The sequence below is a fragment of the Acanthopleuribacter pedis genome (genome assembly GCF_017377855.1).
Classification (GTDB): domain Bacteria; phylum Acidobacteriota; class Holophagae; order Acanthopleuribacterales; family Acanthopleuribacteraceae; genus Acanthopleuribacter; species Acanthopleuribacter pedis.
On record NZ_JAFREP010000004.1, the window covers coordinates 34,890 to 60,496 of the forward strand.

21 protein-coding genes are annotated in these 25,607 nt (G+C 56.7%); 13 read left to right on the forward strand and 8 right to left on the reverse strand.

What is annotated here, in order from left to right:
* Positions 1 to 67 precede the first annotated feature (67 nt).
* The 3 genes from J3U88_RS05120 to argC are packed head-to-tail and all read right to left on the reverse strand — an operon-like array spanning position 68 to position 2,364.
* Positions 68 to 571, reverse strand: a complete 504-nt coding sequence (locus J3U88_RS05120; RefSeq protein ID WP_207857301.1) for a GNAT family N-acetyltransferase — start codon at positions 569 to 571, stop codon at positions 68 to 70.
* A gap of 9 nt (positions 572 to 580) precedes the next feature.
* On the reverse strand, positions 581 to 1,324 hold the full coding sequence (argB, locus tag J3U88_RS05125; protein ID WP_207857302.1) for an acetylglutamate kinase: 744 nt from the start codon (positions 1,322 to 1,324) through the stop codon (positions 581 to 583).
* On the reverse strand, positions 1,321 to 2,364 hold the full coding sequence (argC, locus tag J3U88_RS05130) for an N-acetyl-gamma-glutamyl-phosphate reductase (RefSeq protein WP_207857303.1): 1,044 nt from the start codon (positions 2,362 to 2,364) through the stop codon (positions 1,321 to 1,323). Before argC ends, argB begins: the two co-directional genes overlap by 4 nt.
* Before the next feature lie 401 nt (positions 2,365 to 2,765).
* Here argC and J3U88_RS05135 point away from each other — a divergent pair, with 401 nt between their 5' ends.
* The 8 genes from J3U88_RS05135 to J3U88_RS05170 all read left to right on the forward strand — a co-directional run bounded on the left by J3U88_RS05135 (position 2,766) and on the right by J3U88_RS05170 (position 12,603).
* The gene (locus tag J3U88_RS05135) at positions 2,766 to 3,650 is read left to right on the forward strand and encodes a uracil-DNA glycosylase (protein ID WP_207857304.1); all 885 of its coding nucleotides are present in this window, start codon (positions 2,766 to 2,768) and stop codon (positions 3,648 to 3,650) included.
* A gap of 23 nt (positions 3,651 to 3,673) precedes the next feature.
* Complete coding sequence (locus J3U88_RS05140) at positions 3,674 to 5,077, forward strand: AAA family ATPase (RefSeq protein ID WP_207857305.1); 1,404 nt, start codon at positions 3,674 to 3,676, stop codon at positions 5,075 to 5,077.
* Between the two features lie 274 nt (positions 5,078 to 5,351).
* Positions 5,352 to 6,218, forward strand: a complete 867-nt coding sequence (locus tag J3U88_RS05145; protein WP_207857307.1) for an NAD(+)/NADH kinase — start codon at positions 5,352 to 5,354, stop codon at positions 6,216 to 6,218.
* Between the two features lie 304 nt (positions 6,219 to 6,522).
* Positions 6,523 to 7,245 (forward strand): hypothetical protein, encoded by a 723-nt coding sequence (locus tag J3U88_RS05150; RefSeq protein WP_207857309.1) that lies wholly within the window; start codon positions 6,523 to 6,525, stop codon positions 7,243 to 7,245.
* 342 nt (positions 7,246 to 7,587) lie between these two features.
* The gene (locus tag J3U88_RS05155; protein WP_207857311.1) at positions 7,588 to 8,334 is read left to right on the forward strand and encodes a septal ring lytic transglycosylase RlpA family protein; all 747 of its coding nucleotides are present in this window, start codon (positions 7,588 to 7,590) and stop codon (positions 8,332 to 8,334) included.
* A 268-nt stretch (positions 8,335 to 8,602) separates the two neighbouring features.
* Complete coding sequence (locus J3U88_RS05160; RefSeq protein ID WP_207857312.1) at positions 8,603 to 9,826, forward strand: hybrid sensor histidine kinase/response regulator; 1,224 nt, start codon at positions 8,603 to 8,605, stop codon at positions 9,824 to 9,826.
* An 18-nt stretch (positions 9,827 to 9,844) separates the two neighbouring features.
* Positions 9,845 to 10,264, forward strand: coding sequence for a response regulator (locus J3U88_RS05165; protein WP_207857314.1), 420 nt, complete (start codon positions 9,845 to 9,847; stop codon positions 10,262 to 10,264).
* Between the two features lie 11 nt (positions 10,265 to 10,275).
* Positions 10,276 to 12,603 carry an ATP-binding protein gene (locus tag J3U88_RS05170; RefSeq protein WP_207857316.1) on the forward strand — a complete coding sequence of 776 codons (2,328 nt, stop codon included), beginning with the start codon at positions 10,276 to 10,278 and terminating at the stop codon, positions 12,601 to 12,603.
* 142 nt (positions 12,604 to 12,745) lie between these two features.
* On the opposite strand, the gene J3U88_RS34940 is transcribed toward J3U88_RS05170, so the two are convergent.
* From J3U88_RS34940 to J3U88_RS05185, 3 genes are all read right to left on the reverse strand, one after another.
* The gene (locus tag J3U88_RS34940) at positions 12,746 to 13,828 is read right to left on the reverse strand and encodes an ankyrin repeat domain-containing protein (protein ID WP_207857318.1); all 1,083 of its coding nucleotides are present in this window, start codon (positions 13,826 to 13,828) and stop codon (positions 12,746 to 12,748) included.
* 295 nt (positions 13,829 to 14,123) lie between these two features.
* Positions 14,124 to 15,107 carry a hypothetical protein gene (locus J3U88_RS05180; RefSeq protein WP_207857319.1) on the reverse strand — a complete coding sequence of 328 codons (984 nt, stop codon included), beginning with the start codon at positions 15,105 to 15,107 and terminating at the stop codon, positions 14,124 to 14,126.
* The gene (locus tag J3U88_RS05185; protein WP_207857320.1) at positions 15,104 to 17,215 is read right to left on the reverse strand and encodes a M1 family metallopeptidase; all 2,112 of its coding nucleotides are present in this window, start codon (positions 17,213 to 17,215) and stop codon (positions 15,104 to 15,106) included. The genes J3U88_RS05180 and J3U88_RS05185 overlap by 4 nt, the downstream gene beginning before the upstream one ends.
* A gap of 329 nt (positions 17,216 to 17,544) precedes the next feature.
* On the opposite strand from J3U88_RS05185, the gene J3U88_RS05190 reads away from it, so the two are divergent.
* The 5 genes from J3U88_RS05190 to J3U88_RS05210 all read left to right on the forward strand — a co-directional run bounded on the left by J3U88_RS05190 (position 17,545) and on the right by J3U88_RS05210 (position 23,226).
* Entirely contained in the window at positions 17,545 to 18,384 is an 840-nt protein-coding gene (locus J3U88_RS05190; RefSeq protein WP_207857321.1) for an alpha/beta hydrolase, read from the forward strand.
* Between the two features lie 279 nt (positions 18,385 to 18,663).
* Entirely contained in the window at positions 18,664 to 19,431 is a 768-nt protein-coding gene (locus J3U88_RS05195) for an ABC transporter ATP-binding protein (RefSeq protein WP_207857322.1), read from the forward strand.
* The gene (locus J3U88_RS05200) at positions 19,428 to 20,264 is read left to right on the forward strand and encodes an ABC transporter permease (RefSeq protein ID WP_207857323.1); all 837 of its coding nucleotides are present in this window, start codon (positions 19,428 to 19,430) and stop codon (positions 20,262 to 20,264) included. The genes J3U88_RS05195 and J3U88_RS05200 overlap by 4 nt, the downstream gene beginning before the upstream one ends.
* Before the next feature lie 110 nt (positions 20,265 to 20,374).
* The gene (locus J3U88_RS05205; RefSeq protein WP_207857324.1) at positions 20,375 to 21,352 is read left to right on the forward strand and encodes an ABC transporter substrate-binding protein; all 978 of its coding nucleotides are present in this window, start codon (positions 20,375 to 20,377) and stop codon (positions 21,350 to 21,352) included.
* Between the two features lie 719 nt (positions 21,353 to 22,071).
* Positions 22,072 to 23,226, forward strand: a complete 1,155-nt coding sequence (locus tag J3U88_RS05210) for a S41 family peptidase (protein ID WP_207857325.1) — start codon at positions 22,072 to 22,074, stop codon at positions 23,224 to 23,226.
* Here J3U88_RS05210 and J3U88_RS05215 read toward each other — a convergent pair.
* On the reverse strand, positions 23,223 to 23,666 hold the full coding sequence (locus tag J3U88_RS05215; protein ID WP_207857327.1) for a DUF6916 family protein: 444 nt from the start codon (positions 23,664 to 23,666) through the stop codon (positions 23,223 to 23,225). The two genes, J3U88_RS05210 and J3U88_RS05215, sit on opposite strands and share 4 nt — an antisense overlap.
* A 615-nt stretch (positions 23,667 to 24,281) precedes the next feature.
* On the reverse strand, positions 24,282 to 25,238 hold the full coding sequence (locus J3U88_RS05220) for a transposase (protein WP_207857328.1): 957 nt from the start codon (positions 25,236 to 25,238) through the stop codon (positions 24,282 to 24,284).
* Positions 25,239 to 25,607 lie beyond the last annotated feature (369 nt).

Sequence of the window (25,607 nt, forward strand, 5' to 3'; positions counted from 1 at the left end):
CTCAAAATGCTTAGCCACACACGCGTGGCAGATAAAAAGAGACGAGGCAAAGGTGGGTACCACCGGATCAAAAGGATCCGCGCCACAACACGGCGATTTCGCGGCACGCATCCTTAAAAGGACAGGCCACGCAATCACCGCGTTCTTTGGCGGCAAACATGCCGCGCGGAACGATGTCAAAGCCCACCTTGAGAAAAAACGCCGGTTTGAGGGTGAGCGCGAATAATTGCGGCATGACCCCGTTCGGCAGTGCCACCTGACACGCCGACGCCAATTGCCGCACCAACAGTTTGCCGATGCCGCGGCCGGCCATATGGGCCGCCACGGCAAGGGAACGAATTTCGACGGTGCCGTCTTCCCAGAACTTAAGCGCGCCACAGGCCACAACCTCGCCGTCGACCTCGGCTACCAGAAAACCTTGATTGCCGATCCCGTCCAAGGGCACCGGCAACATCTCACCCGCGCGGGCAAAATGTTGAATTAAGCTGTGAATCGCCTCGCGATCCGCGAATTGTGCGCGGCGAATGGTGACCGCTTCCCGACGGCTCCGTGCCTTCAACGTTGCAATCATGTGCGCCCCCTAACCACAAACCACGGTGGCCCGCTCAATGCCGCCGATTTGGACGCGGGCAATTCCGGCGCTGACACCGCCGGTCGCCGCTTCGATTTTCGGAATCATACCGTCGCGAATCACACCCTGCTGAATCGCGTCTTGGGCCGCGTCGGTGGTGATTTGATCCAACCATTGACCGGAGCCGTCGCGCACACCCGGAACGTCGGTCACAAAGGTTAAGCTGTACGCATCCAGGGCCTTGGCCACGGCGAGCGCGACCGAATCGGCATTGACGTTGTAAGCATGGCCGTCCTCGCCAAAGGCGACTGGCGCAATCACCGGCACCAAACCCTGGGCCAACAGATCCCGCAAAAAAGCGCTGTTCACCCCGGATATCTCACCGACAAAACCCAGATCGGCGGGTTCGCCTTTGACCTCGGTTTTGCGGGTCGCGCGCAGCAAGCCCATATCGGCACCGCTCAGGCCCACGGCCCGCAAGCCGCCGCTGAACAGGGTGCGCACAATGCGTTTGTTAACACTCCCGACCAGCACCATTTCGACCATTTTCAAGGTTTCGCCGTCGGTGACCCGCAGGCCGGCGACATAGGACGGTTGAATACCAAGTCGGTTCTGCAGTTGGGCGACCTCACGGCCGCCGCCGTGAATGATCACAAAAGGACGGGGATGACCGTTTAAATTGCGCGCCAATTGCGCCAGAAAGGCTTGGTTGTCTGATTCGCCGCCACCTAATTTGAAGACATCGATGTTCATAACAGGCCCTCCGTTTCCGCGAAACCCAACATGATGTTGGCGTTTTGTAAGGCCTGCCCGGCGGCGCCTTTGATCAGGTTGTCCATCGCGGCACAAACGATCAAACCGTGGTCGTCGGCCTGGTGCAGAGAAATCACCACATGGTTGCTCCCAACGGCGTGGCGCAAACACACCTGTTCGCCGTCATTGAGCACGTGCACAAAAGGCGCGGCATCGTAATGATCGCGGTAGCGTGCATGGCACTGCTGGAAGGTAACCCCCTGTTTAAGCGGCACATAGGTCGTGGTTAAAATGCCGCGATTGACCGGAATCAGGTGTGGGGTAAACACCACTTCCTGATCCAAAGAATGGCCGGCCATCGCGGTTAAGGTCTGGCGAATTTCAGGTAAGTGACGGTGTTTTTGGCCGGGATTGTAGGCCTTGGCGCTTTCGTTAACCTCGACATACAGGTTGGCAACCTTGGCCCCGCGGCCGGCGCCGCTAACGCCGCTCATGGCGTTGATCACCAGCGAACCGGAACGCATCAGATCGTCCCCGAACAACGGCCACAGGGAAAGCGCGGTACAGGTCGGGTAACAGCCGGGATTGGCGACCAAAGCAGCCTCGGCCACCGCGGCCCGGTTCCACTCGCTCAAACCGTAAACGGCCGAGTCGACCAACTCGGGATAACGGTGCGCGCAGCCGTACCAACGCATGTAGGCATTGAGATCCTTCAAACGGTAATCGCCGCTCAGATCCACCACGGCCACGCCGGCGGCCCGCAAACGCGCGGCCTCTTCCATCGAACAGCCAGGATCGCCACCATGGGGTAAACAGAGGAAAGCCAAGTCGATAGAAGCAAGATCCACCGCATCGGGTGCACACAATCGTCGTCGTTCCAAGGTCGGGAACACCTCGCTTAAGCACGAACCGGCCGCTTTGCGGCTGGTCGCGTGGGTGATCTCGATAAAGGGATGGTTCTTGATCAGTTGCATCAGTTCGAGCCCGCTGTAGCCGGTGGCACCGAATAAGGCGGCTCGCACGTTTTTCGGATGGTTCATGAAGGGATCCTTCGCCTGGCTCGTCGCCCCCAGGCTAAGCGGCAAACGCCGTTGGTCACTTGGAAGGCACGCCGGGAATGGGTACTCGATTGCTTAAAAATAAGCCGGCATCAAAAAAGCGCGCCTTGCAACAAACCGGCACGAGGCCGGGTTGGAATTGTGAAGTGTAGGTCTATCCCACATAAAAATCAATATTATTCTCATAAATTTGCATAAAACACATAAATATCACCAAGAACGCACCCCAATCTCACGTTGCTCACCGCCGATTTACCGAATTCCTTCATTCCGCTCACACGGCCGCACCCGCACCGACAAAAAACAACTGAGACACCGAAAATCGCGCTAGAATGGCAGCCGGATCTCGGATCCAGGTAACGGCAAAGGGGCGGTTTGCAACCATGGCGGTTCTGCAGGATTTACAGGAATACCTCAAATACATGGAGGTGGTCGGCTTCGAGAGTTTGAGCCTCGACGAAAGCCCTTTTGCCGCCTTGCTCGCCGACCTGCAACAGCCCGCCGCCCGGGGCGCCGCCCATGCCCCGCCACCCCGCCCGATTCACGCCGCACCACCCCCGCCAAACCCACTCGGGGAACGCAAACCGGCGGCGAAAGCCGCACCGGCCCCAGCACCCAAGGCCGCGGCCAACCTGATGTCGATCATGAACATGGTGCAAGGCCCGCTGCTGGAGAAAGAAGACAACCGTGCCAAAGCCGACGCCATTCAAGGGGCGGACAAGGTGGAATGCCTGCGCAAGACCTACCAAGTCTTCCACGAATGTCAGGCTTGCGCGCTGGGCACGACCCGCACCCATTTTGTGTTTGGGGAAGGCAACCCCGACGCGGATCTGATGTTCATTGGCGAAGGACCCGGTTTTGACGAGGACCGCACCGGCCGACCCTTTGTCGGTAAAGCGGGCCAACTGTTGGAACGGATCATCGACGCCATGGGTTACCGGCGCGATACGGTGTTTATCGCCAACATTGTCAAATGCCGCCCACCCAACAACCGCAAACCGCTACCCGACGAGGTAGCCGCCTGCGCACCGATCCTTGAGAAACAAATTGAATTCGTGAACCCCAAGGTCATCGTTGCACTGGGCGCCACGCCCTTTTCGTTTCTGAAGGGCGCCAACATGTCGATTACCCGACATCGCGGTCAGTTCTTTAACTGGCGCGATTGGATGGTGATGCCCACCTTCCACCCCGCGTATATTTTGCGGAACCCGGTCGCCAAACGCGACGTTTGGGAAGATATGAAAAAAGTGATGGCCAAACTGAAGTAAGCGCCCCTGATCGGAACCAAGCGATGCTCACCCGCCTTTCCATAAAAGGTTTTAAGAACCTACACCAAACCGAGGTGTTTTTCGGACCACTCACCTGCCTCAGCGGGTCGGCGGGCGCCGGAAAATCCAACCTGCTCGAAGCGATCCGCCTCCTTCAGTTACTGGCGGGCGGTTCGCTCGACAGTGCCCTGACCCAAATCGCCCCGTTTGACACGGCGGAACGGGCCGCCCTCCTGCGTCACAAAAACAAGGCGGCCCGACTGGAATTCGAGGCCGACGTGCTGATTGATCCCAACGGCGTGGACGAAACCGGACGCGACCTGCGCGCTACCGCCAACCACCTGCGCTACCAACTCCGCCTGAAATGGGTCGCCAAAAAAGACGAACCGGGACATTTCGAAATCGAAGAAGAACAGCTCAGCCCGGTGCCGCCGAACCGCCACGGCTACCAACTCCATTTTCCCCACGCCAACCACTGGCGTACCTCGCTGTTAACCGAACCCGTCGCCAAAGACACGCTTTTTATCCAAACCAGCCGCGAAAAAGCCGGCAAGGTCATCAGCCTGGTGCCCGACCGCGTCCCCGCCAAACCCATCGAGGTATTGGGCGAAGGCCTCAAAGCGACGGTACTTTCCAGTTGCCCCAGCGATTTCCCCACGGCCTGGCTGCTCGCACGGGAGATGCAAAGCTGGGTAGCCGGCCAACTTCCCGACAACGCCCCGAGCCGCGCCCAACTCGGACGCTGGGCGTCCCGCCGGGACCAACAGGCCGCCAAAACACCGGGCGATTCAGGCGCACTCGGAAAACTCGCCGCCGGTCTCGACCCATTTTGCGAGGAAGGCCTTCGCTTTCACATCGACACAGGGGGTCAGGTGGACATTGAGGCCAAAAGCGGATTGCGCTTGCCACCCGCCGCGCTTTCGAGCACGGGGCGACGCGCCTTAAACCTACTCACCACGCTCGCGGCCGAGGACGAACATCCCGTTTTGTGTTGGGACGATCTCGATCAGGCGTTCCCCGCCGATCAAGCCGAAAAGGTGCTGGACCTGTTGCGTGGATTCATAACCCGGGTCGATGATTTTCACGACGAGACCAACCCACCTCGTCAAATCATTTTCACGGCCAACGACCCGGCCTGGCTATTCGGGTGCGGTCTCGATGAGTGGTTGCGGGTCGAAACGACCAGTCCCGGTAGCGCCCGCTTCGGTTTTCCCCGCGGGAGTTGGCGCGCGGCCGCCACGCCCGGCGCTAAGGGCTGGCCCACGAGCAAATGGGGCGAACCACCGGAACTCGCCGAAGAAACCGCCACCCCCACAACCCAAACAACGGGTCGGAAACCTGGAAAACCCAAACCCCCCGCCCATCCCATGCTCCCCTTCGGTGATGTCACCCCCGAGGAGGACTTGGTTCCCGAAACGACGGGTTAAATGCCGGCAAAACGGCACCGACCTATAAATCAGCCGCACGCTTGTGAATTCCCTCTTCAAAAAAGCATGGTTATCCGAAATTCCATCTCAAAACATGAGTATATTTAGAATAATTACCCTAAAAGGCTGTGTCTAAAAAACCGAAGCAAACGAGGAACCGCCACCACAACTTGACGCGATGCGACAAAGATAACGGGTCAATTCCATCCATTTCTTGCGTCGGAACCCTTGCTGTACGAGAATGGATCATTCAAAAACAGGAGGACGGCGAGCCATGCTGGGTGGATTCAAGGTTCGAAAGTGCGTCGTTCTTGCGGATCCGCGCGATCCAGTCAAAGCACGCGTCATCCAAAAGGCAATGGAAGAGATCACTCCGGCCATGGAACGCCACGGGATTGAGGTCGAATCCATGATCGGTTACGCGGTCGAGTTCATTCGTCCGTCGGAAGATACCGATTTGTTCCTCGTCTTGGGTGGCGACGGGACCATGATCCATTTCGCCGCCCGTCTTAGCAACTGGGACATTCCTTTTTACGGGCTCAACTACGGCAACGTCGGTTTTATGATGAACGGCACCCGCGGTGATTTGGAGCGCCACGCCCGCAATATTGCCGAGGGCACCTTTATCATGTGGGAATTCCCCGTGTTGCACGTCCGCTCCCTCGACTTGCACGGCACCATTCACGAGGGTTTCGGCCTCAACGACATTTACTTGCAACGCATGACCCCGCAATCCTGCAAGGTCAACATCACCATCGCATCCGACAGTTTGAACATTAACCCGGTTCTTTGCGACGGTGTGATTGTTTCCACCCCACTTGGTTCCACCGCCTACAGCTTCAACGTAACCGGCATGATTGCGGCCATCCACGCGCCGGTCATTTCACTTACCCCGGTGGCCGCCTCGCGCACCTGTCCCATCAGCAGCATGGTCCTGCCGGAAGACACCTTCATCAAGTTCGATATCCTTGAACCGGAGAAAAGGAGGGTCCAAGTGGTGACAGACGGACAAAGCCACGGCGGTTTAATCGAAGCAGAGGTCAGGGTATCGAAGCACCGTGTCCGTTTGTGCTTCGAAAAAGAGTACAGTGACAACCTCCCGATCCGCTTCATTAACAAGGCATGCGTCAGCCCACGCTAGCTAGCGAACGGAAAAGTTTTTTCAGCTTTATCCCCCCGGCTATGCACAGAGGTCGAGCAGGTACCGAAGCGAGGCCCTGTTAAGCCAGGTACCAGGCGGGGTGCTTTGTATTCGTGGATGACAGGTATTTCGCGGTGGCATCGGTAAATTGATGACGACCCCTCAGCCTTAGGCTTAGGATCAATATCAGGCGTAACTTTCTTATTCACGGTTAATTACTCGATGCGCCTACATACCTGATCCCAGAAAATACCTGCATCTCCGATCAGGAACCCAACACCGAATAAGTGACCTTGCAACCTCTATGACCAAAAAAGAACCAACCGACGAGACACCAAAGAACACCAAACCATCCGACGAGACACCAGAGAACGCCGAACCATCCGACGAAACCGCGAAGAACCCTGTCGGCTTTTCAAGAAACGAACGCGCCGTTAGTGCGGCCGGCTGGACCAATGATTTTAGCTCCAAGCAGATCGGCCCAAGCGCAACGCCGCGCCGCAAAAAAACCGTGATCCGCAAACGGCATGCCCCTCCGAGCCGGGACGGGATCACCCTCCAAACCATTCCCCCCGAGCAGGGCATGGGCGATTTGCTCCAGCGCGACGGCTTGTTCCTTTTGGACGAGGTCCTCACCCGTTTGCCGCTGGTCAGCTTCAAATTGAAGCGCAAGGTCCACGAGCATCAGGATGCATGGCAGCGCATCGGGGTGACCTGCCGGGACGGGGTGTGGCTGGTTAACATGCGGGTATTCCGACAGTGGTACCTGGGCCAAGCGGCGGTGCATCCTCGTTTCGTGGAACGCCATTGGGACGCCAACCAGCTTTTGCGCCAAAAAGGTTGTTTCTTCCTCATCGAAGTATCCGAAAAGATTCCCTTTACCTCCGGCCAGGTGCGGCACCAAGCAAGAAAGTGCGCCGACTCGAGAACGGAAATAGGCGTTTGGAAAGAGCCCTCGCTGGGTTTTTACATGGTGGAAATGACGGCGTTCGCACGCTGGATTCGGGAAATCTGGCTCGATAACTAGCCCGCATTTCTCACAAGGAATTCTGCTACGGGGCAACCCATGCGATTACGAGGGGGCGGCCTTCCGCATTACTCGGTCGAGCCGCCTCCGCCTCAGCTGCGACGCCGAAAGGTCGGCCCCCTGTGCCGTATCTCGGTCGTAATCTTCGTACTCACAAGGCTTTCAGCTTCTCGCGACGAATCCTCGTGAGAAATGCGGGCTAACCCGCATTGCATGCAAGGTTTCGCCCAGACGCTCAAAGCCGGTGAAGCCAAGCGCCGCAAGATTGTGTCAGACCAAGGATGTTAACGACTCTGACAAAAGATGATAGGTTATAGACACACACCCGGCGGGAGGGTTGGTTTGAAGCAAACCATGCAACGCAAATGGATGGGTTGGTTAATGTGCTGCTTGGTGCTGGGCGCCATGCTGAGCTGTGGCGGTCGCAAGGACGTCAACCGCCGCGGCGAAATTAAGCTACGCGGTGAACGGCCCGTTTCCATGCGGGGCAAACGCGAGGGCGACTTGCTGCAAAAAGGCATTGCCTCCTGGTACGGTCGAAAGTACCACGGCCGCAAAACCAGTAACGGCGAGCGGTACAACATGCACGACCTCACCGCCGCCCATAAAACCATTCCCTTCGGCACCCTGGTCGAGGTGGTTAATCGCGACAACGGCCGCCGTGTCTTGGTCCGCATCAACGACCGCGGTCCCTTTGTGCGCGGTCGCATCATCGACCTCTCCAAGGGCGCCGCCAAGGAAATCGGCCTGATCGGCACCGGTACCGCCCAGGTGGCCCTGTATCTGGCCAACGACGATTTTAAGGGTTGGACCAAAAAACGCGACCGACGCCAAACCAAACCTATTCCGGTTAACCAAGGGTTTTGGTCGCTCCAGGTCGGCAGCTTCCAAGAGCGCGGACGTGCGATGGCAATGCGAGAACGCCTCGCTTTCCACAACTTACCTGTCTTTATCAGCGAAACCGACGACGGCTTCCAGCGCGTTCGCATCGGCCAATTCACCAGCCGCGATGACGCGCTGCGCCACGTCGCCCAAATCGAAGACAGCGACATCCAACCCTGGGTCGTCTTCGTCGAAGCCGACCATTAACCATACCTTGGTTCATGATTTTAAAAGCCGTTTTCCTCTCTGCCTGAACCCCGGGATTTCCAGAACCGGGCCAATTCATGTCTCTCACTGCTGGACGGCGCAAGAAACGCCCCAGCTCAGGATTCCAACCAAGTAAAAACATAACCATGGTTATGGTTCATCCTTACAGCATTAACTTCGGCAACACCGGGACTTTTCTCAGCCACATAGGTTTTTGATGCTAAAATGACGGCTATCACCTCGAATTTACAACTTTTGGAAGCACGCCATGATGATCCTGGTTGCCGAAGATGATCGTGTATCCTGCGGTATTTTGGAACGTTACGTTCTGAAATGGGGTTTCGCGTGCGTCACCGCCGTGGACGGCGAAAAAGCCTGGCAGGCCATCCAGGAAAACCCCGATATCGCCCTCGCCATCATCGACTGGCACATGCCCGGGCTCACCGGCATTGAACTCTGTAAAAAAATCCGCATTGAAATGAGCGAGAGCCCCCTGCACCTGATTCTCCTCACCGGACGCAAAGAGAAAAAAGACGTGCTCACCGCCTTTGCCGCCGGCGTCGATGATTTCATCACCAAACCCTTCGACCCACTCGAATTACACAGTCGCATCAAAGTCGGTCAACGCCTGGTGGAATCCAACCGCAAGCTCATCCATCAAAACCGGCAATTGGCAGAATTCGCCAAGGAAATGGAATCCCTCGCGGAGGAACGGGCCCGAATGCTGATTCACTCGGACCGCCTGGCCACCCTGGGTGTGCTCGCCGCCGGCATCGCCCACGAAATTAACAACCCCACCACCTTCATCTCCGGCAACGCCCAAACCCTGGAACGCTGCATCCCTACCATCGAAAAAGGTCTGCGCCACCTGCTGGAAAGCGAACCCGACAAAGCGCGCCGCATCAACCTCATCCTCGAGGATTTTCCCAAGATGACCCAGGGGATTCGCAATGGCGTAAAACGTATCTCTTCCATCGTCAACCACCTAAAATCGTTCTCTCGCAAAAGCGACACGCGCGATTTGGTTCCGGTCGACCTTCATCAATCACTGGAAAACGCGCTGCTCCTATGCAACAACCGGCTCAAACATAAATTTGAGGTGGTTCGTGACTTCGACATGGCCGTTTCCACCGTCAACGGCGACGCGCAACGGCTCGAACAGGTTTTTGTGAATTTGATTGTCAACGCCACCGACGCCATGGTCGATACGCCCACCAAACAACTGCGCATCGTCACCCAGCTGGAAAACGACCGCATCCGCATTCACTTCATCGACACGGGCACCGGCGTCCCGGAAGAAAAAATCGATCAGATCTTTCAGCCCTTTTACACGACCAAAGATCCCGGTAAAGGCACCGGCCTCGGTTTGGCGGTCAGCGACGGCATCATCACGGAGCACAATGGTGCGCTCACGGTGCGTAACATCGACGGGGGCGGGGCCTGTTTCTCCATCGTCCTGCCCAACCCCGCCAAACCCCCAACGCTTGGATAAATCGAAGGAGCAACGCCTATGAGCCTCAATCTATTGATTGTCGATGACGAAGCCGAAATCCGCAATCTCTTGGCACGCCACTTTACCTTGCTGGATTACACCGTGGCCACGGCGGAAAACGGAAAAGCAGCGGTTGAGATTTTGGAGAACAGCCGCATCGACGCGGTCATCACCGACATCCTCATGCCCGAAATGGACGGTATCGGTTTGCTGGGTTATTTGCGCGACCAACTACCCATGGTCCGCACCATTGTCATCACGGGTTACATCACCCTCGACAACGCGCTCGCCTGCATGCGCCTGCGCGCGGAAGCATTTGTATTTAAGCCAATAGAAGATTTGACCGAATTAGAAGAAGCAATCGGACAAATCGAAAAGCGACTCAAGACTTGGCAACGGAAGCTGCGTGAACTTCGCGGTATGCGACCCGAGGCGTAAGCGGGGATACGGTGGACAACGGTTATGATATTGATCGAGAAATGATGATCGATTTCATCGATGAATCGATGGAATCACTCGCGGTCATCCCAGGGTACTTTGTCAATCTGGAAAGTAACCCCAACGATTTAGGCATCCTTGAATCGGTGTTTCGCCCGATTCATTCACTGAAAGGCAACGCCGCCTATTTCGGCCTGCTCAAGCTCAAGGCACTGGCACACGAGCTTGAATCCCTGCTTGATCTGCTGCGCAAGGGCCGACTCACCGTTACCAAAGCCATCATCGACGCCTTGCTCGCCGGTGTCGACGAGATCATCGAAATTCTCGACCGAACCCGCATTGAGGGCAACGAAAGCCTCAATGAGGCGAGTTACCGAAAGGCATTGGACCGCGTTCTCAAAATTTTGGAAACCACCAGCAGCGCGGCAGCCATTACCACCAATACCCAAGACCTGTGGCAAACCGGCTTCGCCATTCTCGAAAAAGTTACCAACGCCCCGATTTTGACGGGCAGCGATGAACGCGAACGCCTCCTGGAACTCAGCCAAATTCTCAGCGCCCTTTCGAAAAAGCAACCGGAGGGCGCGGCCGCCGCCACACCCTCGCCAAAAGAACAAGATATCAATGCCGATCACCCCATCGAAGGTTTGCGTGCATTGGCCGGGAATTTGGGCGAAAAACTCGCGGAGAATGAACGCGCGGGCCGAATCCGCACGCACCTCGCGGCACTCAGCCAAGCGGCGCTTTCCGATGAAACCCGGCAACTGGTGAACCAGGCAAGCGAAGAATTCGATTTGTTTTTCAACACCATCGGTTTTGATCCCATGCTGACCCAATCCCTGCTGGAAGCCGCCGACCAGTTGGCCGAACAACAGAGTTGGCATAAACCCTCTGAAACGCCGGCGACCGAAACAACTCCCGCACCCGCCGAGGCGGCACCACCCGGTGTTCAGGAACCACCGCTTGCAGCGCCCGCGCGGGAAGCAAAACCGGAAGTGGCGATAACCCAGCCGCCACCCGCCGAGGCGGCGACGATACCCGAACCGACACCACCCGTCGAGGTAGAAGCCGCCGCCGAAAAAACGAACGCGGAGGCCGAACGCCGCGAGAGCAAAGAAGCCGCGCGCTCCATGCGGGTTTCGGAGGAAGCCATCGACGCCTTCCTCGAATTTGTCGGCGAACTGATTGCGGTCGACGAAATGTTCCGCTACATCCACGCGGAGCTGGTCAACAGCAACGCGGGCATTCAAATTACTTCATCACTGCTGCGCGTCATCAATACCTTCACCAAATTGTCCGACGACTTGCAACGCAGCATTATGGAGATCCGCAAAGTCTCTGCCAAAGGCATGCTACAAAAAACGCAACGCATTGTGCGCGACGTCGCCTCGGTTCAGGACAAACAAATCAACGCGGTTGTTTCGGGTTTAAACACCCGTATCGACCGCAGCCTCATCGAAACCTTGGAAGCACCGCTCGTGCACATGGTCCGCAACGCGGCAGACCACGGCATCGAACCACCCGAAATCCGCAGAAGCAACGGCAAACCGGAAAGTGGCGAAATTGAGGTCGCCATGCATGAAGAAAACGACATGGTTGTGCTTTCCGTACGTGACGACGGCAAAGGTTTGGATCTGGAAGCGATCCGCCAAAAGGCCGTCAACAACGGCATCATCGGCGAGGACGACCAAGTCACCAATGAATTACTCGTGAACTTCATTTTCTCATCCGGTTTCTCCACGGCGAAACAGGTCACCGAAATTTCGGGTCGTGGTGTCGGCATGGACGCGGTTAAAAAAGGGGTAGAGCAAGCCGGCGGCACCATCGAGGTGGACACCGAACCCGGCAAAGGGTCACGCTTCACCATCAAACTCCCTTCCTCCGTGGGCACCCAAATCCTCGAAAGTTTCGTCGTAAAAGTCGGCGGCGAGCGGTTCATCGTCCCGATGGAACGCATTTCAGGATCCTTCCGACCCGACACGGCCTGTTTGAGTCGCCTACCCAACGGCAACGTATGCGTCAAACGCAAGGAAGACATCCTGCCGATTCTCAGCTTGAGCGGTTTGTACCGCGGCGATTTCCAAAGCCTGGCCAACGGCATCCTGGTCACGATTGAAAGCCGCATCAGCCCTTTCGCCCTGCTGGTCGATACCATCATCGGTTTGCAAAAGGTGGTGTTGCGCGCCATCCCCTGGATTTTCACCAAAAAGTTTGTCGGCGCGGCGGTGATGGGCGACGGACGCGTCTCGATGATCGTCGACCTCAACGCCCTGGAAGACTACCTCATCGACCAGGAACTCAGCGAATTGCAGGGAAGCAAAACCGGCAACGCGGGCTGACCCACGGGAAACCTGATCAATCCCATCAAGGTATCTCCCACCTATTTCTTGAATGCGGGCTAGGAGATCACCCTATCCGCGATGGCTCTTTCACCAAAAGGCAAGGTGACGACCACCCAAGCAGGAGGGCCGCAAGCGCGGATTAAGGCAGCAGGGCCTTGGCCGTCGGGGATTTGCCGTTCATGAGTTCCACCAGGTGGTGGTGGCGGAAATTGTGGGCCATATCGACCGCTGAAAAACCCATGTCGCCCTTGCGGAAAGGATCCGCGCCCGCGCGAAGGAACAAGGCCAACATTTCCTCGTCGTTGTTGGCAACGGCGTGGTGAATGGCCAGGAAGCCGAATCGGTCACCCTGCTCAAAATCGGCGCCGTGGGCCAACATTTGCGACACGATCCGGTGGTGGCCCTGGTTGGCGGCCAGCACCAACAACGGCATGTCCTCGCCCGGCACCAAACCGTTGACGTCGGCCCCGCCCTCGAGCGCCATCACGGTCAGTTCCAAATCGCCGTGGTTGATGGCCCACGCCAATTGCGGCGTGCTTTCCATGTTCAAGTATTGGTTCACCTCTTGGCTTGAATAGCGGCTTTGGTAACCCTCGTTGCCGTCAAAAACCATCGACAAGAGGAAAAAGGTGGCGCAAGCGGTCGCCGCAATGGTGGCCATGGTGACCCATTTATTGGGCCAGACGGGCGCGCCGATGTGAAGCGCTTTGAAATCAACAGTTTGCAAGTACCAGAAACGCAGTGATTCGGAACAGGTCGCTTCCATCGGTAAACGGCCACGCAAAGTGAAGGTGCGATCAAAGGCGGAAACCATGGTCGCGGGTGCTTGGTGACGGTACATTAAGGTCGCCAGCCAGGCAATCAGACGGATACGGCCCGCCTCGCTAACCACCGGGTTTTTGGCCGCTTGTTGAAACAGCGCCGCGCTGGAATCCTGCTCCGCGGGTCGGTTGAGCAGGAGATCGGCCACATCGTCGTAAACGCGAAACAAGGCGCGTTGTTCCGCATCATCGGGATCTCGGATCAGATAAGGTTCTTCCAGCTCGGGTGCTTGATCCGCGGCGTAGAGCAGGGCGTATTCGCGCGCATCCTGAAGCCGGCGAAACTCTTGGCCGGTCTCGGGATGATCCAAGCGACTGATTTGTTCCAAAAAAGCGGCATTGATAAACGCGCAGTCACGCGTGGGTTGCAAACCCAAAAGTTGCCAATAGCGATTGTTCACGAAAAATCCTCGGCGGTGAAACAACCAGGAGGAACCGATTGCTACAAAAAGAATACGTGTCGCGCACAGAAGTTCCATTATCTTCGGAAATGGGCCGGCTGACAATGAGAATGCGGACGAACCCAAGAAGCGCTGACGCGGGGATTTTAGCTAAACCTCTGGGCTGCAACGGCCTATAATAATACTCACCGCACTCCGTGGGTGCGCGTCGTGCGCGACCCCGGCCCGCTTTCTCCAAGCCATTTCGCTCCAGATCTTTAGCCAAAATCCCTGGCACTTATCGCGCCTCTTAGGTTTAAGAAACCCCCGGCTCCGTGGTTTCGGTGTATTGTTCCAAGCCGTCAAAGGCGCCGGCCCCGGTATCGGCGGCGGCGGTTTGCGCAACCCGTTCCCGAGGGTCAAACCAGAAACGCATAAAACTGAGTCGCAATAAGGCAAACATCATGCGACCCAGCACCAAAACCTGCACCCACCACAGCGGGAGCAGATGTTCGCTGGTTTCGATCTGCTGGTACACGGCCAGTGCCGCGGGGACCGCCAGCAATATCAACCAGACCAAGCCGGGTTTCAACGGATTCGAGAGCAGGTTCACCAGGGCAACCACCACGGCTACCAAAGGTTTCACCAGCCACCACAGGGGCGCAACCAGGCCGGGAATGTCTTGTTCGATTGGGTAACGACGAAACAGGTGAACCCGGCTCGCATCAAACCAAAACAGCAACAGCACGGCTGACAGGCCAAAGGTCGGCAAGGCGAGGCGTGTGGCCAGGCTACCCGCCTCCGCCATCGTGCCCAAACCCGAGGGATGGGCAAGCGAGGGAAACACACTTTGGCCCAAACCGATGAATATCCCATAACCGGCGGCCCCGAACAAAGCGACCAACACGGCCAACGCGGGGAACCGTTTGAAGCCGGCCACCAGGTTCACGGCAAAGGTTTCGCGAGAGGGACCGCACAGGCTAGAGAGCAAAGCGGCGGTGAGCACCAGATTCCCCAGGGCAAACAGCACCAGCCAGGGAGCCGTCGCCGCTTGAAGGAGGGCTTCACTCAAATCGTGACGGGACATCCATTCGATCCAAAAACCCCTTTGGAAGCGACCGTCGACCATGGCCCAGTCGTCAGGGGCGGACGCCAATTGGCGGCGAAGGAATTGAGCCAAGGGGATCCCCATCGCGGCGACCACCAGCACATTGAGCAACCATTTGAGCAGCAACCACGGCGCCAGCACGGGCAGGCTTTGCAGCATGGACGCGAGGGAAGTGGATAACGTGCGCTTCATAAAACCGCTCCTGCCAGCAACTGGAGCCAATGCTGCAGCGCGTTGGTTGTTTTTTGGGCGACGGCGTCGGCGCCACGGTGATCCGCGCGCGCACGCCAAACATGGTTGCCGCGGTAACGATCCAGTAACAGCCGACCCTCGGGATCAAGAACCACTTGGACTAAAGGCGAAGCAGCGTAACCTTCCAACAGGCCACGTGCTTCTTCGCCTTGCCAGCTTTCCGTTTTGACCGATCCGTCTTCAAAATGGAGCGTGATCGTCAGCGGCAGGCGCAGGTTTCCGTGGTTGACCAGTGTGACGCGGTAGTACTCGGTGTGCCCTCCGTCGGCGGGCGGTTCGGGCACATGGCGCGTGCGTACCTCTTCGACAGCGTAATCGAGAAATCCTTCACCGTGGAGCCAGTCTTCAAAAAATACGCGCAAATCGCACGCGCAAAAAGCTTGAGCGAAACGCACAAAATCATCCGTATCGGGATGGCGAAAACGGTATTCGGTGAACCAAGCGCGCATCAGCCCGGCCATGGTTTCCTCGCCGAGCAGGCGCTCCAGTTGGAACAGCATCAACGCGGTTCGGTCGTAAACGGAGAGTTCGTAATCGGAGGAACTGAAAAATTCCGGGCCGGCCTGATCCACCCGCGCGCCACGCCGAAGCACCAGCGCGTGGCGGCGTTGCGCCTCCATTGGATGGAAGGGCGCAAAGCCCAGCCACCACCAGGTCGGCACGTGGTATAGGAATAAGGGTCGATAGGGTGTATAGCTTGGGCCGTATTGATCGTAAACCAACTTGGCGGTCAGGTAACTGGTAAAACCCTCGTCCAACCAAGCGCTTGTAAATTCGTTGGTCGCGACCAAACCCTGGAAATACTGGTGAATGTATTCGTGAAAAATGAGGTCTTCCAGTTCGTAGTCCTCGGCGGGCGCGGACCAATGGGTGTTCAATGACACCAACATCGGATACTCCATGCAGCAGGCGCCAAATGCCGCGTAAACCGGGTCGACCATGGTAATGACCGGGTAGGGGTAGGGCCCCAACCGCATGCCGGTCTGGCGGATCGCGTGTCGCATGGCCTCGAAGTGGCGCTCAATTTGGTGTTCGTGTTGGGGTTGAATCAGCAACACCATCTCCACCGGGGGCAATTCGCTCTGTTCCTCGTCTAGGCCGAAGCGCGCTTGATCGGCCAAGCGTTCTGCTTGGGTCATCTCAAACGTGCGGGTCGCACGGAGGAAATGGGGCGAGGCCGACCAGGCAAAATCGTGGACCATTTCCGCGCGGAACGTCAGTTGTTTGCGGGTCCCGTCTCCTTCCCGCCGTTCATCGACCAGGACACCCGTCGCGCCCACTTCAAAATCGGCGGGCACATCAAGTGAAACCTGGTAGTGGCCGAAGTCGGCATAAAACTCGGTGAGCGCATGGTAGGGCGGACACACCCAACCGGGTTCGCCACCATCCCGTTGTTGCGACGATTCCCATACCCCGATTTTGGGAAACCACTGGGCCACAAAAAAGAAATCGTCCACCGCCAGGGAACGCAAGCCGTCTTCCGGCAGTTGGGCGGTAAAATCGCAGCGAACCGTTACCGATTCACCGGGAAACAACGGTTGGGCCAGCGGGAACACCGCCACCGTTTGGTCCGGCTCATGCGGATAGTGCACTTGATCCAGAACCGGCGTGCCGTCGATGGTGAACCGCTCCAAGGTCATCGAACCCCCGGTATGCGGCGCCGCGTTGGATTGCGTGCGTAGGGACTTGGCCATCACCGATTGGTCGTCGCGAAAGGCGTTCAGGTATAAGTGGAAGGGGAGACGGTCCAAAATATCGCCGCTCTGGTTTTGGTAGACCAGCGTTTGGGTGCCGATTAAGCGCCGACCCTCGGCATCCAGGGAAACCTCTATTTGGTAATCGGTGGGTGGCTGATCAGCCATTTTTTCGGGAAGCAGGGTCGCCATGAGGTTGCGCTGCCGCATCAGCGCGGCTTCACCGGTTTGGGTGGGGGTGGGGGCGGCGATTTCCGACGCCGTCTCGGGCGTCCCACAAGCGACCAGCAGCGCGATCAACATGGCCGACGGCAACAGGCCCCGTCGAGATAGGCGCGAAAAAAGATGAATCATACATGCTCCACATGGTTGATGCCGAGGCCGGGAAAGAGGAACCCATGCCACGCTACCACATCCCTGACCGCCGCGGCCCGCGGGCTGGGTCACAGGGCGTAGGTTTGGAACCCGGTCTCCAAAGAATCGCGAGCCGGGCGCGGCGCTTTGAATCACGCCACAGGTCGTGCAAGCTGTGGTACAAAGGGCATGGCCTGGTTATTAAACCACTATCCAGCACGGCTCTGGAACATTCGTCGCCGCTCTGCCCATGGAAAGATGGTTCCCGGCCCAGACGAACCCACGCCCGCCCAACCCCAAAACCGCACTTTACCAGCCAAGGAACCTAAATGGCATCCGACGCACCGCCCCTTCGGCAACCCGACAACGAATCCCTGCCCGGTCTCCAAGCCCATTCCGGCCTCAAACCCGAATGTGTGCCTTTTAGTTTGGTCGCAAACCGCGACCAGTGCGTGGTATTCATCCACGGCTTCACCGGCAGCCCCGCCGATTTCCGCGATTTCGCAAAGCGCTACCAAGCCGCCGGCTACGACGTCTTCGTCCCCCTGGTCCCCGGCCACGGCAGCCACGTGAGCATGTTACAAGATCTCACCTGGCGCGAGCTGTTTGTCCCCTTTGTACCACTGCTCAAACGCCTGCGCCGCCGCTACAAACGCGTCCACGTCACCGGGTTAAGCTACGGCGGTGTCATCGCCTCCACCCTCGTACTCACCTGTCCCCAGGCCGACACCCTTTCCCTGTTCGCACCTGCCTTTTTCCTCACCGTCTCCAGCGAGAAGAAAGCCGGGCTCGTCAAAAAATTTGGCCTGCACAACCTGATCGGGCGCATCACCAAAGCCGACTTACGCGGCGACGACGGCGAACGCCTGTCCGCCAACCACGAATACACCTCCGTCCCGCTTCGCCCCGCCGTCGCGCTTCACGACCAATCGGAACGCATTCGGCCCCGGCTCAAAGAAATCAAGGTCCCGGTGTTCTACGCGCACGGCGACGCCGACGGCACCACCCCGTTTATCAGCAACCGCGACTTAATGACCCGTCTCATTCCCCGCGCCCACTTCGTCCACGTCAAAGGCGGGCTCCACGTCCTACCCACGGACCCCAACGCCGCCTTCCTCGCCGAACGCCATCTGGCCTGGCTCGAACAAACCACGGCCAACCTGCCCTAACCCGACACAACCGACCATCCTCACGAGGTCCCAACCCTTGCCTATGCCACCCATCGATCCCACCGCTATTCAACCTAAGAAGCGCGATAACTCGCGGCGATTTTGGCTAAACCTCTGGGCTGCAACGGTCTGTGAAAATGCTCACCGCACCCAATGGGTGCGCTTCCGCTTTTCCCAAACCATTTCGCTCCAGATCTTTAGCCAAAATCCCTCGCGCTTATCGCGCTTCTTAGGTTCAAGGGCCGACCCCGTTTCGGTTGACCCAAGCGAGGTCCCGGCTTGATTAAAGTCAACAACCTGGGCATGCACTTTGGCCGGGGCCGCGGGCATACCCAGGTTCTCAAGGACATCAATTTCCACCTCGCGCCCGGCGAGTTCGTGACCATCATCGGCCGCTCCGGCTCTGGGAAATCGACCTTCCTCGATATTTTGATGGGCTTGGTCCAGCCCAGTGAGGGCACGGTCGAACGCACCAACCGCGCCTCCATGTCTTACGTCTTCCAAAAACCCGCTTTACTTCCCTGGCGTAACGTACTGAGAAACGTATATTTACCGTTGCAGGTTCGCGGTGTGCGGCGCGCGGATCGGCTGAAAGCCGGCATGGATGCGTTGCGCAAAGTCGGTCTTAGCTACGCCGCCCACCTCTTCCCATTCCAACTCAGCGGCGGCATGGCACAACGCGTCGCCATCGCCCGTGCCCTCGCCGAGGACCCCGACATCCTCCTCATGGACGAACCCTTCTCCGCGCTCGATCCCATCCTGCGCGAGAACATGAACTTCAACCTACTCAGCCTGTGGCAACGCACCCAAAAAACCATCCTCTTTGTCACCCACTCCATCGAAGAGGCACTGATCCTCTCCGACCGCATAGTCATCCTCGAAGGCGGTCGCTTCGTGCAAAGCTTCGAAGTCGACATCGAGCGCCCTCGCACCTACGAAAGCTTTCAAGACCCGCGCTTCAGTGAACTCTACCGACAAATCCGAAATGCCCTTCCCCACCAGCCAAACCTGCCCCGCCTCGCCCCGGAAGAAGAGGAAGACCCATGAGAAAACCTCAGTTTTTCGAATTTGGGCTGCCGGCGGTGCTGTTTCACCGTGCAAAAAAAGTGTTGCGCAACCTGGCCCTGAAATTAGGCGGGATTTCCCTCATTCTCGGCTCCCTCCTCCTCGCCTGGCACCTAATTATCTTTGGGTTTTCACCAGAACCCTGGCTTTTCCCACCTCCGAACGATGTGTGGAGCCGTTTGGGTGAACTGTGGCGCTCCGGTGTTTTGCAACCGCACCTCACCATGACACTTACCGAGATCTTGGCCGGTTACGCTGCCGGTATTGGCTTGAGTTTTTTGGTGGGCTATACCATTTCGCAGCAGCCCTTATTAGAACGACTGATCACACCTTATTTGGTCGTGGCGAACTCCGTACCCCTCGTGGCTTTTGCGCCCCTACTACTGCTTTGGCTCGGCAACGGGATTACCGCAAAAATCGTGGTCACCGCGCTGATTGTGTTTTTCCCTGCTACCATCAGCACCATCAACGGGTTCCACGCCCAAACCGCCATGCACCAACGCATGATGCGCTGTCTCGGCGCCAAGAAGTGGCAGCGCTTCCTGTTTCTTGAATTACCGAGCGCCTTGCCTGGGATTTTTGCGGGCATGAAGATTGGCGCGCCCTTGGCCGTGGTCGGCGCCGTCGTTGGGGAATTCCTTGGAACGGGACAGGGTTTGGGTCACCTCATCCTGGAAGCCAACGGCCTGATGGACACCCCACAACTGTTTGTTACCATTTTGGTGCTGGGCACCGTGGGTGTGGTCTTCTATTCACTGATCGCCTTGGCCGAACAAATTTTTATCGGGCCCTGGGCCGAGAAGAACCGGCGTTAAGGGGTTTCCCCAACAACTCGGAAACCTCGTTACCTGCCCTGGTTCAAAATCGTTCGCCCATAGCGCGGCACACAATGTTAGGCTGGAAAAAAACCGCGGAGAGACATGCCATGACGACCCCTGCCGCCGCACTCCTAATGCTGCTGTTCGCAACCCCCGCCGCGCCCGGTGAAAACAACCTCACCCCAATCACTTACGCCGCGGGATACATTCCCAACGTCCAGTTCGCGCCTTTCTACCTCGCCCAACACCGAGGTTACTACCGCGAGGCCGGTTTGGAAGTCACCATGGACTACACCATCGGGCCCGAAATCCTCAAAATGGCCGCCCTCCGCAAAGTCACCTTCGCCTCCGCCGATCCCGATGCCTTTCTCCACGCCGTCCAACGCCGGATGCCCCTTGTCCACGTCGCGACCTTGTACCAACGTTATCCCCTCGCCCTGATCGCCAAGGAGGACATCTTCACCTCTGAAAAGCTGAGGGGCAAACGTATCGGTATTACTGGAACTTACGGCTCTTCCTATCTTGGCCTCAAAGCGATGCTCGCCGAGATGGGCCTGCGTCTCGACCAAGTACGTGTCGTCTCCATCGGTTACACCCAAGTCGCCGCCTTGGCCCAAGACCGCGTCGACGCGGTGGTCGGCTACGCCAACAACGAGCCACTCAGCCTCAAGGCGCTCGGCATCCATACCTTCACCCGCGAGTTACAGAAACGCCGTTTCCCCGGGGTCGGCATCATGACCCACCCAGAGCAGGTGAAAGACGGAAAAAAACACGTCGATGCCTTCCTGAACGCCACCTTCCGCGCGCTCCAAGATCTGGTCAAAGATCCCAAGGCCGGTTACGAAATCGTCGTGGAACACTACCTTCCCGAACTCAAAGCCGAGGATCGTTACGCGGCTGCCTACGCGGTACTAGAAGCCAGCCTCCCCTACTGGCAAAGCACCTACCAACAAAAAGAAGGCTGGGGCCAATGCGATCCCAAGCTTTGGGAAAACCTAGCCGAAATGCTCGCCGCCGACCAAAAAAACGGCAACTACCGCAAATGGGCCACCCACGTCGACCGCTCCTTCACCTATGGAAAATGAGAATGGGTATGTTTCCATTTCTTTTGGCTTGATCGCTGCCGGCTCTCTGGAAGGCGGGCTATATGGAAGACAAAGAGGACCCGTTTTCCCCGCACCTGATGGATCCCACGCTCGGACATGACCACATTATTCCGTTTAACCCAAGCCACTTACACGTGCCTGTCACCCCATTTGCACTTACACGTGCCTGTCACCCCATTTCCTTTTGGCTTGATCGCTGCCGGCTCTCTGGAAGGCGGGCTATATGGAAGACAAAGAGGACCCGTTTTCCCTGCACCTGATAGATCCCACGCTCGGACATGACCGCACTATTCCGTTTAACCCAAGCCACTTACACGTGCCTGTCACCCCATTTGTAGCCACTTACACGTGCCTGTCACCCCATTTCTTGTTGCTTCGTTTTCCCACCTCACTTCCAGATCAAATCCCCAACACAAAACCTATAAATTCAAAACTTTACAGGTCAATCTACCCTATTTTTACCAAAGAGGATCTCGATGGAGGGCCATATCACTTGAGCCACCTTCAAAAGCCAACCATTCTGGTGAACCCATCCATCCGCGGCGCCTCTTTGTCCGGTCAAACCACAAGCCCACCGCCCATCCTCTACCCATCCTGAAATCCTAAGAAATCAGAAAACCAAGCCAACCGCCAACACCAAATCCCCAAACCATCCTTGTTGTATAATAAGCCCTCACAATCCCAAACCGGAGGGGTGCATGAGCATCAAGTTGAAAATGGCCGCGCTGCTCGCCGGGGTATCCGTCGTGCTTGCGCTGAGCGCTTTGTTCGGCCAAGGCAACTTGTTTGAAGCTGGCCGCGATGTCCCTGAAATCCTGCACCTGGTGGATCGCGCCTACGTCGACAAGGTGGAAATGCAAGAATTGATGCCGGGCATGTACCAGGGCGCCCTCGACGAGGTCGACGAAAACGCCAGCTTCATCGACGCCGAAACCGCCGTGCAGCCCTGGGACGAATTGGTTTACCGGAAGTGGGGCCTGGTCCTGCGCAAACGCAACGGCTACGCCTACTTGCTCGCCGTCACCCCCAACCACCCGCTGCGCGAACAAGGCCTACAACCAGGTAAATACCTGCGCAAAATTAACGGCACCACCACGCGCACCCTGAACCTGGTCGCCATTCGCAACTTGCTGCTCGACAACCAACCCGAGTTAACCGTAGAACTGGTCAACCGCCCGGACGGTAAAGAAAGCCGGCTAATCCTGACCAAGGTCGATCTGGAACCAACCCGCGTCGGGCGCCAATCCTTTCAAGACGGCCTACACCTGTTCTCGCTGCCTGAGTTCCACCAGGGTTTTGACGCCGACCTCAAAAAGTTCGTGGCCGAAATCGTCGCCGATCCCAAAGCGGGCACACCGCGTTTGGTGCTCGACTTGCGCAACAACGCGCTGGGCAACAGCCACGACTTCGTCACCCTCGCCCAACTCTTCCTGCGCAAAGGCAAACTCGGCACCTGGCAAAGCAAAAAGGACGATCCGCGCACGCTCAGCCTTGCCGGCGACGGCCCCTTTGCTTCCTTTGATTTATTTGTCCTGATCAACCAAAGTACGTCCCGCGCGGCCGAATGGTTCGCGGCCGCGGCGGCTGACCGCGGTGCGGCGGTTCTTGTCGGCGAAGCCTCGCTGAGCTTGGCACCCGTCTTTGAGGTGTTCCCACTCAAAAACGGCGCCAAACTGGAAATTCCGACGCGACGTTTGATCCTGCCTTCAGGCAGGACCTTTGGTGCCAAACCGCTCAAGCCCAACCACGAAATCACCCAACCGGAGCAAGAACGGTTGGATGATCAGGCATGGCTCGATCAAGCGTTGTCGCGGGTGCGCGGCCACCAAACGGCCGACAAAAAAGCGGGTTAACTCGCCAACTCGCGGTTGATGACAGCCTCATAGGTCATGGCTTCTTGGCTTTTGGCGACGGGTACGATGAACAACAGGAAATCGCCCAGCTTTTCGCTTTTCATCGTGTATGTCCCTTGGTTTAGCTCCTTGTCGACCGGCCCGGAAAATACCATGGTGAAGCATTCGTAACCGTTTTCTTTGGCATCGGCACGTTCGCGGATGGTGTCCAGCTTCAGGGGAATCTCGTGCTCGCTAACGCTTAAGGTCAGGGTATCGCCGACGATGGTATCCATTGTGACTTTTCTCAATACATCTTCGCTCATATCAATCCTCGCTGTGAAGAAAATAAAACCAAGAGAAACCCCGAGCGTTGCAACCGTGGTGCGGTTGCCGACAGAGCCGCGTGGGGGCAAACGGGTCAGGGTGCGCGAGGCACCGAAATCATAGGGATGGCTCATTATAGCGGATTTTCAAGCCAGGAATAAAATTGAAAACAGCGGCGAAAATTCAGCGGCCCGGTTAGGAAAGAATCCGGCTCCGGCCGCGGGTTTCCTAGGGAATCTTTCATAACCAAACATAAAACAAACCACTTACGCATGTCTGCACAGTCACACCATTTGCTTCGGCAAGTTAATCCTGGAAATCGAGATCCTGGTATTCGAAACTCGGCCAATAGGGATTGATCCTTGGCCACCGGGTTGCCCTTGAGACAGAGATTCGTCAGCGTGGTGACGGCGAAAAGGCATGTATGTATTTGGCAAGCAAAAAGGGACCCACCTCGATGGAAAGGCAAGTGACAGGCAGGTTAAAGCAGTAGGAGGCAAGAAGTAAAAGGAGGCAAGTGACAGGCAGGTTAAAGTAGCTGGTTTTAATTGGGATACGATGTGACTTTACCTATGGTTTCACATGGGAACATGTCAAGGAAACGCTTTATGGGTCTAGAACTTGGGCTGTACTGTTGAAATACGCAAACCCCGGTCGTTTTTATTGGCTCCTTTAAATGCCCGCTTTATGAGCAGGCACACTTTGGCCCTCAAGCCAGGCAATTATAGCTTTAAATATCTTGTTTTATTTCAGTTGTGTTTTTCTTGATGGTTTTTGTCAGTACGATCACTAGGATCGAAACGCCTTCGTTTAACCGCTTCTCGACGCACTTTTGTTATCTTTTGCCTCTTGGCTTGTTCTTGCAGAGCAATCTGCTGTTGGAAGGCTTCTGAGCCAAATGCCTGATTTGACCAATCTTCTGGTGCTTTGGAGGCAAACTCTTGCCGCCATTTTTCTAACTCCTCCTCCGTAATCGGTAATTCACATGATTCATCACCTAACTCCCGATCTGAAGGTGCGCCGTAAAGCCTCAAAGCAAGTTCGTCCACCATCTGGACATAAGTTCGTGCGCGACGTCTTCGGGGTACGCATTTGAGGAAATCAATAGCAGGGAAATCAACCGTCTTATGCCGGATAAGCTCAAGCTTGAGGCGACCCGCGGAGCACCAGGGGTAAACCGACGACTTTCTGCATAAGCCTGCTTTCACAGGATTGTGCTCGATGTAGCACATGACTTTCATCAGCCCCGATTCATCCTCTATGATTTTGCTGTTGTATCTAGCACCCCACAGATGCCCTCTTGTTCCTCGGGCACCGTTAAACGCAATTGAGGTGCGAAGATTTACGGACTTCATGAATTCGGATAGATCGGTAAAGCGCTTGTAGAAGGCATCGGCCAACCCTGGCTGCCATCGCCTTTTACTCACGTTGATCTCCTGAAGACGTTCAAACCTACGTTTGAGGTCTTCGAGATCCTTCGGCGGTTTCTTCACCTCAAGACAAAGATGGTAATGGTTATCCATGATCACCCAAGCAAGAATGTTTACGTAAAAAACGGATGCAACATCTTGGAATATATCCAGCATAACTTGCTTGAAACCTGGCACATAGGCATCATCAAAATAAAATTCTTGTTGCGCGGTTCGGTTCATCACATGGTAGTAGGCAACGGGTTTTTCGAGTTTGATTCGGGGACGTCGACTCATGCCGCGCCTCCCCTGATCGAACAACCAACCAAATACCGGTTTTGTTTGCCAAACCTTGGAACACGATCTATCGCCTGGCTAGAGGAACCCCTACCGACGATAAAGACCTCTTCAAACTGACAGGTGGGGACTGTCACATCACAGGCACGCAGGCTCGGAAGATCAAGAAACAAGAAACCGTTTTCTTGAACAATTTTAGTTCGGGTGCTCTGAACAAATCCCTTTATCGAATCTCCCCAGATAAACCCGTGTCGTTGGTGCGTATTTTTCATTTACCCTCATGCGAGGTTTGGCAAGGATAATTCTACCACCCGAAATACATACACTACATGTATTTTTTACATCTCCTGTTTTTCACAAAACTACAGC